This window comes from Paenibacillus sp. Y5S-9, from assembly GCF_036894235.1.
Taxonomy (GTDB): Bacteria; Bacillota; Bacilli; order Paenibacillales; family Paenibacillaceae; genus Paenibacillus.
In genome coordinates, this window is the sequence record NZ_CP145887.1 from 708059 (window position 1) to 722299 (window position 14241).

Consider the following 14241-nt stretch of genomic DNA (forward strand, 5'->3'; position numbering starts at 1 on the left):
TTTGGAGAGTTATTCGCCTTTAATTCTATCGAGATCATAGAACAACCATTTATAAGGAGTGAAACCGAATGTCGATGTCATTTGATCAATACATGAAAGATATGGTTCAACCCATGCGGGATGAGTTAACTCGTCTAGGAATCCAGGAGTTGCGTACTCCTGAAGAAGTGGAAGCAAGTCTTCCGGATGCAAAAGGAACAGCGCTGGTTGTCATTAACTCTGTCTGCGGATGTGCCGCAGGTCAATGTCGTCCAGGTGTGTCCCAAGCACTTCAGCACGATATTACACCGGATCACCTGTACACTGTATTTGCTGGTCAGGACAAAGAAGCAACTGCAAAAGCACGTGAATTCTTTGCACCGTATCCTCCATCTTCACCGTCCATCGCTCTGATGAAAGACGGAGAACTCGTTCACTTTATCGAGCGTCATCAAGTGGAAGACCGTTCTGCAGAGGATATTGCGGCTGATCTCAAAAGTGCATTTGACCGTTACTGCCGTTAATTCGCTCCAATAGAACGCCCCGCCCTTCGGATCACCGATGCCGGGGCGTTTCATTTTGGATAGATAAGGTTATTGAACCATTCGGACCTTTCAAGCTGGACATCAAATTTCATTCATTGAGAAACGGGGTGTGTGAACGATGAGTTTGCAAGAACAGATCATCGCTGAATTGAAGGTTAAACCAAGCATTAATGAAGAAGAGGAAGTACGCAAGCGTGTTGATTTTCTGAAGACGTATGTGAAAAATGCGGGTGCCAAGGGGTTGCTGATTGCGATCAGCGGCGGTATTGACAGTGCAGTGGCTACGGCGCTTTGCAAAAAAGCGACGGACGAGCTTACGCAAGAGAACAACCAAGAGTACAAAACGCTTGGTGTGTTCCAACCTTATGGTGAACAATCCGATATCGACCACAGCTACGCTGTAGCCAAAGCATACGATCTGAAGCATGTCGTGGAAACCAATATCGAAGATGCAGTTAACGAGATTGCGCTCGAAGTGGAGCAAGGTTTCAAATCCTTGGGCAGCCCACGCCATATGACTCACCAAGGCAAAGGTAATGTTAAGGCGAGAACTCGTATGGTTATGCAATATGCGCTTTCGTTTGAAGAGAACCTGCTTGTTGTAGGGACGGATCATGCGTCCGAAGCTATTACAGGTTTCTATACCAAATGGGGCGACGGTGCTGTGGATATCACACCACTGAGCACCCTGAACAAACGTCAGGTACGCCAGCTGGCAGCATATCTGAACGTGCCACAGGCTATTTTGGACAAGGCACCATCTGCAGGATTGTGGGAAGGTCAGACGGACGAAGATGAGCTGGGAATTTCATATGAAGCAAACAGCGACTATCTCGAAGGCAAACAGATCGATCCGGCTGCACAAGAGCGCCTCGAAGCGTTCTATACGCGCACACATCACAAACGCAATGCCATTCCTGGTATCTAATACGGGTGGATGAGCATGATCGTTATAAGCTGTTAACACCAACATTGAATACCGTCCCTCTTAGGGAATGCAAAAAGAGTCACTGTTCACACAGTGACTCTTTTTGTTATGTGGAACGAGAAACCGCAAAAATCCAGGTGACTACTATATTAAAGATGAGTTAGTTATTCCAGTCTTTGATCTGTTGCAGGGTTTGGGTGATGGCTTGCTCCAGTTGTGAAGTGGTTTCTTTAAATGGATGTACCGTATTAAAGGTGTGGTTCCCTTCAGGTATCTGGTGCCATTGGATATCAGGGCGGGCTTGCACAAGTGCGGCAGAACCGTCACGCAGACGCTGGGGATCTTCTGTTCCCTGAATGAGTGCGACTCGCAACGTTGAAGCACCCAAGCGGTCAATAATAGCATATCGTTCGTGATGCTTGTCCAGGTCTTCCAGTATAGACACGTCCAGTGGCATCTGCTGGCCTGTTCGTCCGTTAACGACATGGCTGCGGCCATGCGTACGCATCTCTTCTTTTTGCTCCGCTGTGAAGAGATCCAGATTGGTTACGCCATTCCAGGAGATGACACCTGCCACCTGCTCGGGATGATCCAGTGCATAGACGAGACTTACGCCCGCACCGCGGCTATGACCAACCAGGTATACAGGAAGTCCTGTGAGTTCAGGTTGTGTAGCCACATGTTCCAGTACCAGGGCCAGATCGGCAAGCTCCCGGCTGTAGGTATTCACTGCGAACTTTTCAAGTTCAGAGAATTGCTCCAGATATTCGCCGATACCGTTGTGAGAGAAATTAAAGGTCAGCACATGATGTGTCTGGCTTAGCTGTGCAGCTGCATAGGGGAACATGCCCCAGTCTTTGAAGCCTTTGTATCCGTGAGACAGAATGATAACACCTTGAGCGGGTTGTTGTGCAGGAAAAAAGTCTCCGCGAATGATCGCATCTACGTCAGTGGGCAATTCAAAAGTTATGGGCATTATTCAGACCTCCTAAGAATTTCAGACGATTCCTGATTCATATTTTAGCATATATGGTAATGCGGATAGGTACTCGCTTCTGATCGCCCCTCCTGCTACAATAGAATACGTGTTCGGAGAGTTACGGATCATGTGATTGAATGGAGATCTTTTACAATGAAGGTTCAAAAAGAGCGGTTTTCAGTACCGAGAAGATGGAACTTTTGAACAACCTCTTACAGTATAAAAGATTAAGCGGGTGAAGCGTTGATGATATATGGCATTGGTAATGATGTGCTGGAGATTGGACGTATGCGGAAGCTGCTGTCCGGTCGCCATGCGGAAGCATTTCTGAAACGAATTTTAACGCCAGCAGAGTGGGAGATCGCGGTTCGTCGAGGGAAGCGGATGACGGAGTTTGTATCCGGTCGATTTGCAGCGAAAGAAGCGGTGTCTAAGGCATTTGGCTGCGGTATTGGTGGTGTCATGGGTTTTACTGACATTGAGGTGTTGCCTGATGGGACAGGACGTCCAGTGGCCTCGCTGTCCAGTCAAGCCTGGGAACGTCTGCAGCTGCCATACGATAAGCAATATGATATTCATTTGAGCATTACGCATCAGACGGAATTGGCAGCGGCCTTTGCGATCGTAGAACAGATGGAAAAGTAGCTAGCTTGGCAATAGGAGAGGACGGAAATATGGGTTTACAGGAACAGAAACAACATTTCAGCGTGAATTTGCTGGACTGGTATATGGTCAACCGACGGGATTTGCCGTGGCGTCGCCACAACAATCCGTATTTCACATGGGTATCGGAGATTATGCTTCAGCAGACTCGGGTCGATACGGTAATTCCGTATTTCAATCGTTTTATCGGGAATTTCCCGACCGTGCAGGCGTTGGCGGAAGCACCCGAAGAGGATGTGTTGAAAAATTGGGAGGGACTCGGTTATTACTCCCGTGCACGTAATCTTCAGGCAGCCGCGAGACAAGTCATGGAGCTGCACGGAGGCGAGATGCCGCAGGACAAGCAGGCTGTCTTTGCATTAAAAGGGGTGGGCCCGTATACTGCCGGGGCCATTCTCAGCATTGCCTTCAACCAGCCGCAGCCTGCGGTAGATGGCAATGTCATGCGGGTACTGTCCCGATACTTCCTCATCGATGAGGACATTATGAAGGGCAGCACCCGGGTGTTGATGGAAGAGCTCGCAGGAGAGCTCATTCCGGAAGGGCGGGCGCGTGATTTCAATCAGGCGCTGATGGAACTTGGCGCGCTGGTGTGTACACCCAAAGCGCCGCACTGCCTGACTTGCCCGGTCATGGAGCAATGTTCCGGCCGTATCGCCGGAAGAGAGCTTACGCTGCCGGTTAAGACCAAGGCGAAGCCGCCGCGCCCTGAGCAGCGGCTGGTCGCGATTGTGGAGGGCCGCGGTGCTCATCGCGGCCAAGTGCTTGTGCGCCAGCGCCCAGACACGGGCCTATTGGCCCGCATGTGGGAGCTGCCGCATGTGCTCGCGGCGCCCGCCGCAGCGAGCAAGAAGGCGGCGCCGCTGGCGGATGAGCCGGCCATGGCATTGCTGGCCGGCAGTCTATGGGCGGAAGGCTTCGCTGCCCGCCCGGAAGGGCTGGCTACCCATGCGGAGCATGTGTTCAGCCACATTGTCTGGAGCCTGCAGGTGTACAAGTGTACCGAGCAGGACCAGAGCAGTGAGCTTCCGCTGATCGCAGCGGAAGCCAGAGCCGCCTACGATGCACAGGCGGCAACAAGGGAGGGCACAGCCTCATCATCAGCTGTGTCACCTGAGCCAGCCACAACGCATTCATCGGAGCCATGCACGCCTAATGCGCAGAACATCTCAACATCGCTTAACGATGGAGAGTTGTTGATGTCATCATCTGACGTTAGTGACCTAGCGCTGAGCACTCCGACACTGACTGGTAAAGGCGATGGCTTGACCTACCGCTGGATCGGTCCGGAAGATATGGACAAGATGGCATTCCCCAACATATTTCTGAAGCTGATCAGCAGTTATTTTGCTGGTGCGTATGATCAAGTGAATGATTAAATGGGAGAGCTAACGAACTCCAGAGGTCTTATCATGTGGATATACCACAATTGTAAATTCTAACGAACCTGAGTGACGTTATCATAGCCAAATCAACCCAAAAGCGCGCATCAAAGCCCGTATTTGGGGAAATAGCTACTCTGAGATTCGTTAGGTTCGCGATACGATGAAATATGGTGCAATAGCGACTCCTGGGTTCGTTAGAAACAAAACACCCATTAAATACAACTATAGCGATAGCAAAAAGAGAGCCTGATCACGGTCATGATGACCGAATCAGGCTCTCTTTTATGTTAACTGTTGCATGCTAACAGTCTTATTTTGCAGAAGAGTAACGTTTGTTCACTTCATCCCAGTTGATTACATTCCAGAAAGCGGCGATGTAGTCAGGACGTTTGTTTTGGTAGTTCAGGTAGTAAGCGTGCTCCCATACATCCAGACCCAGAACCGGAGTCAGACCTTCGAAGAGAGGGCTGTCTTGGTTAGGTGTGCTAGTGATGGACAACTTACCATCTTTACCAACTACGAGCCAAGCCCAGCCGGAACCGAAACGAGTTGTAGCTGCTTTAGCGAAATCTTCTTTGAATTTGTCAAAGCCACCCAGTTCGCTATCGATAGCTGCTGCGATATCGCCTGTAGGAGCGCCGCCGCCGTTAGGTCCGATGATTTCCCAGAACAGGCTGTGGTTAGCATGTCCACCACCATTGTTGCGAACCGCTGTGCGGATGCCTTCAGGTACGCTGTCAAGGTTAGCAATCAGATCTTCCAAGCTTTTTTCTTGCAGTTCAGGAGCGCTTTCCAGAGCTGCGTTCAAGTTGGTTACATAAGTATTGTGATGGCGATCATGGTGGATTTCCATCGTTTTTGCATCGATATGTGGTTCCAGTGCGTCGTTAGCGTAAGGAAGTGCTGGTAATTGAAAAGTCATAATGAAATACCTCCTGAGATTTTAGGTTTTTTTGAAAACAGGTACATATGTAATAATACCCTTGCCACTAATATTAAACCGCATTCGAGCTAATTAAGCAACATTTTTGTTTATTAAGTCCCCCGAGGCGTTGATCTAATGAAGGGCCAGAGATAACAAACATATTTTACCCTTTATTCAACTATTTATGTGTTTTCAGGCGTTTAAATGGAGGAAAAGTTTAATATTCGTATGTAAACGGTTACAATTAAGCGATTTCAAAAGAAAATGCGTGTTTTATGGAGAAAAGTATGGTTTAATTGACGAAGAAGCGGTATTTTCTCGTTTTTTGTCATTATATGAACATTGGGTTTTTGGTAAAAAGGGATTCCCTTTTTGTAAAAAACCTCATCTAAGCTAACGAAAAGGGAGATTTAAGACATGCACGTTCGTTCCTTTCAGTTGAGTGATGCAAGCCAGATGACGGAGCTTCTCCAGGTTGCACTATCGGAAGAGTGTTATGAGAACACGATGGGCCCGTTTGCCCGTCAATTGTCATGGGATTCTGACCTGATCATGGTTGCGGAAGAAGAGGGAGACCTCGTAGGCGCTTTGATCGGTACGATTGATCACAACCAAGGTTGCATCTACCGTATTGCGGTACATCCAGACTATCGTCGCCGTGGAGTCGGCAAAACACTTGTCGAGGCTATGGAACAGCGGTTCCAGCAGCGTAAAGTCAGCCAGGTATGGGTGGCGGGTGATGAGCACAACAAAGTAGCCATGCCTCTATATGAAGCAATGGGTTACGGTGCCAATCAGATTATGAGCGCTTTCCAGACTCTTAGTATTTTGTCTAAAGCTTAGTTTGCATGTTTAAAAAGAAATAAAAAAGATTCTCATTTCATATTAGGCATATCTCTTTAACGTGTAATAACGTGAGGGATGTGCCTTTCTATTTATATGAGTGTTCTTCACGTCATATTCCTCTGGTTTCCTCATTTACTGAACATGCTTCGGTGTCTCCGAATTTTATTTAAATCACCGCGACTATCCCGGCTGAATTGACGATAACCAAGGTATTGGTGCTCATAACCAATTGTTTCACTCTCCCAAATGGAGTAGACTGAAAGGGAGTATGGTCACTATGTTACAAGTTTAATTCAACTATTTAATAAATGAGGTGTCCCTTTGAATTCCAATAATCATTCAATGGAACATGTGACTTCCGAGCAACGAAATGAACCGTCAAAGCCTGAACAACCGGGCAAATCCTGGGTTGTCGAGCTGTGGGACTGGGTCAAAACGATTGTTGTTGCTTTTGTAATCATGATGCTGCTGAACCTGTTTGTGTTCAATCTGTCGATGGTCAAGGGACAGTCCATGCAGCCGACACTGGTTGAGCGAGATCGCCTTTTCGTCAACAAAATTGTATACCATCTGGGTACTCCTTCCCGATCAGATGTGATCGTACTTCGTGATCCAAGCGAAGGCGTGGAGAAGAAGGATTTTCTGGTGAAACGGATCGTTGGACTTCCGGGAGATACAATTGAAGTCAGGGATCACCATCTATATGTGAACGGCGAGCAACAAGCGGAAACGTACACCGATATTGAGGTGCAGGACCCGGATTTTGGCCCAATCACACTGGAGCCGGATCATTTCTTCGTGATGGGGGATAATCGTCATGAAGGCAAAAGTAAGGATAGCCGAGTGTTTGGCAGTATTACATCCGACCAGATTGTAGGCAAGGCTGAATTTATTTTCTGGCCGTTTTCTGAATTGAAGAAATTGTAAAATGCTGACAGGACAACAACTTCAGACTGCATTTTGCGTTAAACCATATAGACTTGTTCCGTTTGAATTCAAGTATGCAAGGCATATATAGAAATTAACGCCTGTCCTCTTACCGTGAGGCGGGCGTTCACTATTTACGGAATAAGTATCGGAAGAAGAGAGGGAAGAGAAATGACGAGCGTACAGACCGGGGCAGCACAGGATGCCTCCGTATGGGAGAAGTTAAAACAGGAGATCAAGGCAGCTGGCCCCGGACTGGGCATTGATGATATCGGATTTGCTTCGGCTGATCCCTTTGTTTCCCTGAAGTCGCTGCTGGAGCAGTCGCGGGATAAGGGGTATGCTTCAGGTTTTGAAGAGCCGGACATTGAAAAAAGAGTGCACCCCGCCTTAAAAGATGGCGAGCCCGCTTCACTTATTGCAATAGCCGTGGCATACCCATCCAAAATGGTGAATCCGCCGAAATCGGAGCCTGGTGCGTATCGAGGTATTTTTGCCCGTTCGGCTTGGGGTCAGGATTATCATCAGGTCCTGCGTGCAGCGATGGACAAGCTGGTAAACTTTATACGTGAACGTGTACCTGAGGCCATGATCGAAAGCATGGTAGACACCGGAGCACTGGTGGATCGTGCGGTGTCACAGCGTGCGGGGATTGGTTTTAGCGCCAAAAACTGTGCCATTATATCACCCAAATTCGGTTCATGGATTTTTCTCGGGGAACTGGTGACGAATATTCCTTTTCAACCAGACACACCTGTGACCGAAGACTGCGGTGAATGTACAAAATGTATCGATGCCTGTCCTACAGGAGCATTGGTGGGGCCGGGGCAGTTGAATTCACAGCGTTGTATTTCTTTTGTAACCCAGACGAAAGGGTTCGTGGACGAAGAATTTATGCTGAAAATAGGCAACCGTCTGTACGGTTGTGACACGTGTCAGATTGTCTGTCCGAAGAATCGGGGCAAGAACTGGGATCACCATCCCGAGTTTCACCCCGATCCGGAGATTGTGAAGCCACTCCTGCTACCGTTACTGGATATTGGTAACCGGGAATTCAAGGAACGTTTCGGTCAGAGTTCCGCCGCTTGGCGGGGCAAGAAGCCGATTCAACGCAACGCCGTTATTGCCCTGGGCAATTTCAAAGATAAAAGTGCTATACCCAAACTTACAGAAGTATTAAAACGTGATCCGCGCCCCGAGTTGCGGGGAACCGCAGCCTGGGCGTTAAGCAGAATTGGAGGAGAAGACGCCATGAGAGCAATTGGGGAAGCTGCCGCTAACGAACAAGATGGGAACGTACTAAGCATGCTGCAGAAGGCCGAGGAGCGACTGAGTTCGTCCGAGACCTTACCCAAACAGCCACAGGCTGGGCAAGTGAGTAAGAAGCAGCCAGAGGAACAGAACAACGAGAACAATGCCTTACGTGCGTTACAACAGGATTTGAAAATGGAAGCTGGGATTGAACCGGGTAGTGAGCAGTCTGCACAGCCTGCCAAACCGGAAGCCGCAGCGTGGAAACCTTCAGCCGTTACGGGTCTTCATGGCAAGCCCGTATACTACGATGAGATACTGACACCGATTGGTACTCTTACGTTATGCGCGACGGATGAAGGGCTGTGTCACATAGATTTTGGCGCCTTTCACGTACGCGAAGCTCATCTGCAACAATGGGCTCGCATCTGGATTGGCGAGTATCGATATGAGAAGAATGAAGAGAAGCTCAGCGAAGCTGCAAAGCAGTTAAAGGAGTATTTTGCAGGGGAGAGAAAAACGTTCGACTTGCAGCTTGATCGGCTTGGAACACCATTCCAGCTACAAGTATGGCAAGTTCTGTCCGATATATCTTATGGAGAGGCCTCATCACACCAACAGGTTGCGGAAATCATCGGCAGACCCAAGGCTGTTCGTGCAGTTCTGGACGCCATTAGCAAGAATCCGATTCCGATTATTATTCCCTGTCACCGTATCAGTGGTAAAGACGGTACCCTGGTGGGTTATGTAGGCGGTCTGCAAACCAAGGAGCAATTGCTCGCATTGGAGCAGCTATCGTAAGAGCGGGGGACGTTCATGAAGTATGTAAACGTGGAGAGCGTGGAAGCGGGGGAGCTTCTGGGCAAGACGGTATATTCCAGTAACGGCACGGTATTGCTGTCTGCCGGAGTCCAGCTCACCGTATACATGGTCAATACGCTGAAGCGTATTGGCGTGACCATGTTATACATCCAGGATGAAGCGTATAAAGATGTGGATGCAGAAGACATTCTGGATGAAACCACGAAACGGGCAATAATTAACGAAATGAGTGTCACACTCGAATCCATTCGCTCCGGGAAAGACTGGAGCCCGAGAAAGGTTGCCCTCAGTATAGAGAAGTTGCTGAATGATGTACTGAACGGGCGTGAAATGCTTGTGCAGCTCACCGATATTCGTACCAAAGACAATGCACAGTATGTTCATGCGATGAATGTATGTTTGTTGTCTTCGGTCATCGGACTGAATATGGGACTCAATTATAATCAACTGAAGGACCTTGCCGTGGGGGCATTATTGCATGATATTGGCAAAGTGGGGGAACCTCCGGGCAGTGGCTCTGCTGCGAATTCTTCGCTGCACCATACATGGCGTGGATTCGAAGTAATTAAGAACAAACGGGAGTTCAGTCTGTTGGTCGCCCATACAGCCCTGCAACATCATGAGCATGTAGATGGTACAGGCATGCCGAGAGGGATCAAGGGGAGTGACATTCATCTGTTTGCGAGAATCGTTAGTGTGGCTAATATCTATGATAATCTCATTAATGGTTTATCCAAGGACAGTTTGATGCCACATGAGGCCTGTGAAGAGATGATGGCGTTGTCTGGTACGAAGCTGGATCGGGACATTCTGATTGAGTTCAATAAGAGTGTATCCGTGTATCCCAATGGTACAGCGGTACGACTGTCCACCAAAGAGACTGGAGTCATTGTGCGTCAACATCGGGGATTGCCCGGCAGACCTGTAATCAGGGTGGCGCGCGGAAGTACGCGTTATTCTCTGGATGTGGTTGAAATTGATCTGGCTCAGCATACAACCGTTTTCATTGAAGCTGTCATGACGTAGCTTGTGTGCGGTTCAACTGGAAAATCCGTTTGCTCAAGGCGTGCGGAAATGCTATGATACTTTCAGGAAATCCGGTCTGTGTCAGGTTTGCAACTTATGTGTTGAACATCATGAAGTGACACGGATTATCAGGCTTTTTAGAATGCATACAGAGGTGTCTAAGAGATGGATATTGTTATACCGATTATCACATTGATTGTTGGTCTGGTCGGGGGATTTTTCATCGGGGTGTTCTACTTGCGTAAACAACTTGAGAAAATGCAAAGCAATCCGGACATGCTTCAGAAAATGGCCAAGCAAATGGGCTACAACCTGAATGGCAAGCAAATGCAGCGTGCCCAGCAGATGATGAAGAATCAGCAGCCAGGAGCGAAAATGCCTCAGCCGCAACAGCATCCTGCGCGTAAAAGTTCGGGCCGCCGAAAATAATAGCAGGGAATAACTGCTTAAAGTGCGTGTTCAAAAAGTTGGGTTTTCAGTACCTAAAAGTGTACTTTTTGAACAACCTCTTACAGTAGTGGTTCGAAAGGAGGCGTTCGGCAGTGGCTGGCGTTAAAGATTATTTGAATTCAAAAGTATCCGACAATCGGGAAAAGATCGAATATCATGTAGAGCAGATCCTGAAATTGATCGGAGAAGATAGTACACGTGAAGGGCTGCTTGAAACGCCTGCACGTGTGACCCGAATGTATGAAGAAATTTTTGGCGGATATGAAGTAGACCCGCGCGATGTGCTCGGTGTCACGTTTGACGAGAATCATGAAGAACTGGTTATCGTCAAGGATATAGTCTACTACAGTCAGTGTGAGCACCACATGGCGCCGTTCTTCGGCAAAGTGCACATTGGGTATGTACCAAGCGGCAAGATCGTTGGTCTGAGCAAAATGGCTCGTCTGGTCGAAGCAGTAACACGTCGCCTTCAAGTGCAGGAACGTATTACTTCACAGATCGCTGACATTCTGACAGAGGCCGTTGAGCCTCATGGAGTTATGGTCGTTGTGGAAGGCGAGCACTTGTGCATGTGTTCCCGCGGCGTGAAGAAACCGGGAAGCAAGACGGTAACGTCTGCTGTACGTGGTTCTTTCCGTGAGAATCCGGCACAACGTGCGGAGTTCTTGTCTTTGGTGAAAGATTAAGATCAGGTATGTCCACTTACTGGACAAGCTGGATGTGTAAGTTCCTTTGGTTTGGAAGCAGCAGTTCTAAGCCATAGGATGTGATATAAATAAGCCGTGTTCCCTGGGAACCGGCTTATTTATATATGCGTTGTCATTCCTATATACTGGATACATATGAATTCGTTAAGCCGGAGGTAATGGAACGATGAGTGCACCTTCCCATTCAGAACACCCGGTTCAGCCGGAACAGGGAATACAAGCGGATAAACATGCTACATTGCGTCTGCAAATCTGGGAGACACCACTCAAGCGACATGGTAGCAGTGTACTCGAAGCTTTTGCTTGGGAAGAAGTTATGTGCAGGCGGGTTGGGGCAGGGCATCTGCCTGTTGCACATATATGGAGGCACCCAGATGCCTTTGTAGCGGGTCTGCGTGACCGCAGGTTGCCACAGGCTGTAGAAGCGATGGAACGGATAAGAAGCCAAGGGACAGCGGTCTGTGTTCGGCCTTCCGGTGGAGCGGCAGTACCCTTGAATCCAGGGGTAGTTAATGTGTCACTGATTCTGCCTAATCCCGGACATGCCATCAATATTCATGATGATTTCCGGGAGATGGCTTCGATTATTGCCGAGTCGCTAACGCCGTGGTCGAATCAGGCGCAAACTGGTGAGGTTCAGGGTGCTTTTTGCCCGGGAGACTATGATGTCAGTGTAGGTGGGCTGAAATTCTGTGGGATTGCCCAGCGCAGGCAGGCTAAGGCGTATATTATTACTGCTTTTATCATCGTGGAAGGTCAGGGAGATCAACTGGCAGCGGACGTGCGTCAATTTTATCAGCATGCAGCAGGCGGGGCGAGTGAAGGATATCCTGATGTTCAGCCTGGCACGATGGCAAGTCTGAAAGAATTGGCAGGTGTACCTTCAGCTGCGGCATATACTGCTGCTTTAGTTCGAACACTGCGCGATCGCTATCCACAGGCGGAGACCAGCAGGGTGCTTAGCGTTGGCTCTGAAGAAGTACGCCTGACAGCTGAGCAGATGAAGCTGCGCTACGATTAACACTTTTTACTAGGGCTTGGAATTGGTTAATAGAGATGATATGATGTGATTTCGGAAGGAGAGTGTTAGGATGGACACATTGAGATATACGTATTTATATGAGGTTGTATCAACAGGCGAAAAATCCGAGTTTAGCCAAATGGCAACAAGCAAGGAAGAGGCTGCTGCACTGATCGTTGCACGTATAGCCGATCTGGAGTTTACAGATGAGTCTGATATCAAGCTGGGCGATCTGATCTCCATTAGCAAACAGGTTGGCGACAACTATGTGGCGTGCGAGGGCTGTGCTTCTTAAGTGAACATTTAGAAATAGGAAGTCTCTCAAAATACAAGTAAGTCTCTTTTCACAGGAGGCTTGCTTTTTTGTATACACCCAAAAGAGATATCTTTCAGTCATTCGGCTGGAGATATCTCTTTTTTCTCTAATCCATCTAACCCCAAGCTTAATAAGGCGGCCACAACAACTTGCGTGCTGTTTCGTAACGCTCGGCAACAGCGGGCCAGTAGACAACATTCCACCAATCCTCGATATACTTTTTGCGTTCGTTTTGATGTTTCAGATAGTAGGCATGTTCCCACACATCCAGTGGCAGGAGCGGTACGATATCGGACTGGGACAGGTTCTGGTGTTTTTCCGCCTGCAAAATCTCCAAACGATGTGCTCTCGGGCTCCAGACAAGCATCGCCCAGCCACTGCCTTCCACCTTGTTCGCGGCTTCTGTGAATTGATTCTTAAACGCTTCATAACTCCCGAAATCTCGCTTGATCTGCTCTGCAAGCATGCCGGAGGGTTTGCCACCGCCAGCAGGATTCATAATCGTCCAGAAAATCGTATGCAGGTAGTGGCCTGCCCCGTTGAAGGCGAGTTCACGTTCCCAATGTTTGATGAGTTCAAAGTTATTCTTTTTTCGCGATTCCGCCAGCTTTTTCTCTGCTACATTTAGTCCGTCCACATAAGATTGATGGTGTTTGTCATGATGGATACGCATCGTCAGCTCATCAATATGTGGCTCCAGCGCATTGTACGCATAGGGAAGGGAAGGCAGTGTGTGTCCTCCAATTGGAACCGGCTTTTCTTTTACAGGAGGTGCTGTAGAGCTGGGTGTGGCTTGTGTTGTTCCGGTAGAAGGCGGTTGAACGGTTGCAGATTGGATCTGAGCTGAAGCGGCAGGTGCATTTACATTCCCCTCTGGAGAAGTTGGAGCTTCTGAAGCTTGGCGATGGATGCTTCCTGACTCTGACGTATGCAACGCATTTTCCAGAAAAAGTGACGGCTCCGAATCCGTCTCGCGCAAGATGCCAGGTTGGCCAAGCGTATCCAATACGCCCAGAAAATATTCCGATTCCCGGATAAAATGCAGAATGAGTACTTTGGCAAGCGGAACAGCTTGCACAGCAGCACTTTGCTCCAGAAGAACGTACAGCTGTCTGATGAACTCTCTCGATTGCTGCCGAGCTGCCAACACAAGTTGATCGATACAACGAACCATGTAGGGAGCAGGTGGATGGGTTGCGGGCAATAGTTGTTTTAAAAGCTGATTGGCTACTCGCTCACTGTTTGCAAAGGTAGCCTCCCAATCCTCCAGTAACTTGACGTATGGGGGCTCCAGATCAGGAACCAGGGCACGAATGACGAGTGTATGTTCTTTCTCCTGCTCTTTCCAGAAACGGATTTCCTCCAATGTTCGCAGAGGCAGTAGGTGACCATATCCATACCAGTTCATCTATGTTGAACCTCCTTCAGATGAAATTCATTACATGCAGACCATCTGTTCATGCGTCCCAAG

The 14241-nt window shown here is 48.5% G+C and carries 15 protein-coding genes; 12 read left to right on the forward strand and 3 right to left on the reverse strand.

Annotated elements, in window-relative coordinates; translation table 11 throughout:
- The first annotated feature begins 68 nt into the window (after positions 1–68).
- Complete coding sequence (locus V6669_RS03280) at positions 69–503, forward strand: BrxA/BrxB family bacilliredoxin (protein ID WP_091038991.1); 435 nt, start codon at positions 69–71, stop codon at positions 501–503.
- Between the two features lie 139 nt (positions 504–642).
- Entirely contained in the window at positions 643–1452 is an 810-nt protein-coding gene (nadE, locus tag V6669_RS03285) for an ammonia-dependent NAD(+) synthetase (protein WP_338590668.1), read from the forward strand.
- Between the two features lie 160 nt (positions 1453–1612).
- On the opposite strand, the gene V6669_RS03290 is transcribed toward nadE, so the two are convergent.
- Positions 1613–2428, reverse strand: coding sequence for an alpha/beta fold hydrolase (locus tag V6669_RS03290; RefSeq protein ID WP_338590670.1), 816 nt, complete (start codon positions 2426–2428; stop codon positions 1613–1615).
- Positions 2429–2677: 249 nt separating this feature from the next.
- Here V6669_RS03290 and acpS point away from each other — a divergent pair, with 249 nt between their 5' ends.
- Positions 2678–3076, forward strand: a complete 399-nt coding sequence (gene acpS, locus V6669_RS03295; RefSeq protein WP_091038994.1) for a holo-ACP synthase — start codon at positions 2678–2680, stop codon at positions 3074–3076.
- 29 nt (positions 3077–3105) lie between these two features.
- Positions 3106–4473: an A/G-specific adenine glycosylase gene (gene mutY, locus V6669_RS03300; RefSeq protein WP_338590673.1), complete on the forward strand. Its 1368-nt coding sequence runs from the start codon at positions 3106–3108 to the stop codon at positions 4471–4473.
- A gap of 316 nt (positions 4474–4789) precedes the next feature.
- Here mutY and V6669_RS03305 read toward each other — a convergent pair whose 3' ends face one another.
- On the reverse strand, positions 4790–5401 hold the full coding sequence (locus V6669_RS03305; RefSeq protein ID WP_338590675.1) for a superoxide dismutase: 612 nt from the start codon (positions 5399–5401) through the stop codon (positions 4790–4792).
- Positions 5402–5821: 420 nt separating this feature from the next.
- Between V6669_RS03305 and V6669_RS03310 the strand changes: the two genes are divergently transcribed.
- From V6669_RS03310 to V6669_RS03345, 8 genes are all read left to right on the forward strand, one after another.
- Entirely contained in the window at positions 5822–6247 is a 426-nt protein-coding gene (locus V6669_RS03310) for a GNAT family N-acetyltransferase (protein WP_017690782.1), read from the forward strand.
- Between the two features lie 324 nt (positions 6248–6571).
- A complete protein-coding gene (gene lepB / locus V6669_RS03315; RefSeq protein ID WP_240768333.1) occupies positions 6572–7177 on the forward strand; it encodes a signal peptidase I in 606 nt (201 codons plus the stop codon).
- A gap of 171 nt (positions 7178–7348) precedes the next feature.
- On the forward strand, positions 7349–9229 hold the full coding sequence (gene queG, locus V6669_RS03320) for a tRNA epoxyqueuosine(34) reductase QueG (RefSeq protein ID WP_338590677.1): 1881 nt from the start codon (positions 7349–7351) through the stop codon (positions 9227–9229).
- Positions 9230–9244: 15 nt separating this feature from the next.
- Positions 9245–10276 carry an HD domain-containing phosphohydrolase gene (locus V6669_RS03325; RefSeq protein WP_017690779.1) on the forward strand — a complete coding sequence of 344 codons (1032 nt, stop codon included), beginning with the start codon at positions 9245–9247 and terminating at the stop codon, positions 10274–10276.
- Between the two features lie 165 nt (positions 10277–10441).
- A complete protein-coding gene (locus V6669_RS03330) occupies positions 10442–10705 on the forward strand; it encodes a YneF family protein (protein WP_017690778.1) in 264 nt (87 codons plus the stop codon).
- A gap of 113 nt (positions 10706–10818) precedes the next feature.
- A complete protein-coding gene (gene folE, locus V6669_RS03335) occupies positions 10819–11412 on the forward strand; it encodes a GTP cyclohydrolase I FolE (protein ID WP_036668229.1) in 594 nt (197 codons plus the stop codon).
- A 187-nt stretch (positions 11413–11599) separates the two neighbouring features.
- A complete protein-coding gene (locus V6669_RS03340) occupies positions 11600–12454 on the forward strand; it encodes a lipoate--protein ligase family protein (protein WP_338590680.1) in 855 nt (284 codons plus the stop codon).
- A gap of 70 nt (positions 12455–12524) precedes the next feature.
- Positions 12525–12749, forward strand: a complete 225-nt coding sequence (locus tag V6669_RS03345) for a hypothetical protein (RefSeq protein ID WP_036614132.1) — start codon at positions 12525–12527, stop codon at positions 12747–12749.
- Positions 12750–12897: 148 nt separating this feature from the next.
- On the opposite strand, the gene V6669_RS03350 is transcribed toward V6669_RS03345, so the two are convergent.
- Entirely contained in the window at positions 12898–14178 is a 1281-nt protein-coding gene (locus V6669_RS03350) for a Fe-Mn family superoxide dismutase (RefSeq protein WP_338590682.1), read from the reverse strand.
- Positions 14179–14241: the final 63 nt, after the last annotated feature.

Excerpts from the sequence above, each read along its gene's own strand:
- V6669_RS03280 (WP_091038991.1), top strand. The coding sequence starts at position 69 with ATGTCGATGTCATTTGATCAATACATGAAAGATATGGTTCAACCCATG.
- V6669_RS03350 (WP_338590682.1), bottom strand. The coding sequence starts at position 14,178 with ATGAACTGGTATGGATATGGTCACCTACTGCCTCTGCGAACATTGGAG.
- V6669_RS03340 (WP_338590680.1), top strand. The coding sequence starts at position 11,600 with ATGAGTGCACCTTCCCATTCAGAACACCCGGTTCAGCCGGAACAGGGA.
- nadE (WP_338590668.1), top strand. The coding sequence starts at position 643 with ATGAGTTTGCAAGAACAGATCATCGCTGAATTGAAGGTTAAACCAAGC.
- V6669_RS03345 (WP_036614132.1), top strand. The coding sequence starts at position 12,525 with ATGGACACATTGAGATATACGTATTTATATGAGGTTGTATCAACAGGC.
- V6669_RS03290 (WP_338590670.1), bottom strand. The coding sequence starts at position 2,428 with ATGCCCATAACTTTTGAATTGCCCACTGACGTAGATGCGATCATTCGC.
- queG (WP_338590677.1), top strand. The coding sequence starts at position 7,349 with ATGACGAGCGTACAGACCGGGGCAGCACAGGATGCCTCCGTATGGGAG.
- V6669_RS03325 (WP_017690779.1), top strand. The coding sequence starts at position 9,245 with ATGAAGTATGTAAACGTGGAGAGCGTGGAAGCGGGGGAGCTTCTGGGC.
- acpS (WP_091038994.1), top strand. The coding sequence starts at position 2,678 with ATGATATATGGCATTGGTAATGATGTGCTGGAGATTGGACGTATGCGG.
- V6669_RS03305 (WP_338590675.1), bottom strand. The coding sequence starts at position 5,401 with ATGACTTTTCAATTACCAGCACTTCCTTACGCTAACGACGCACTGGAA.
- V6669_RS03310 (WP_017690782.1), top strand. The coding sequence starts at position 5,822 with ATGCACGTTCGTTCCTTTCAGTTGAGTGATGCAAGCCAGATGACGGAG.
- mutY (WP_338590673.1), top strand. The coding sequence starts at position 3,106 with ATGGGTTTACAGGAACAGAAACAACATTTCAGCGTGAATTTGCTGGAC.
- V6669_RS03330 (WP_017690778.1), top strand. The coding sequence starts at position 10,442 with ATGGATATTGTTATACCGATTATCACATTGATTGTTGGTCTGGTCGGG.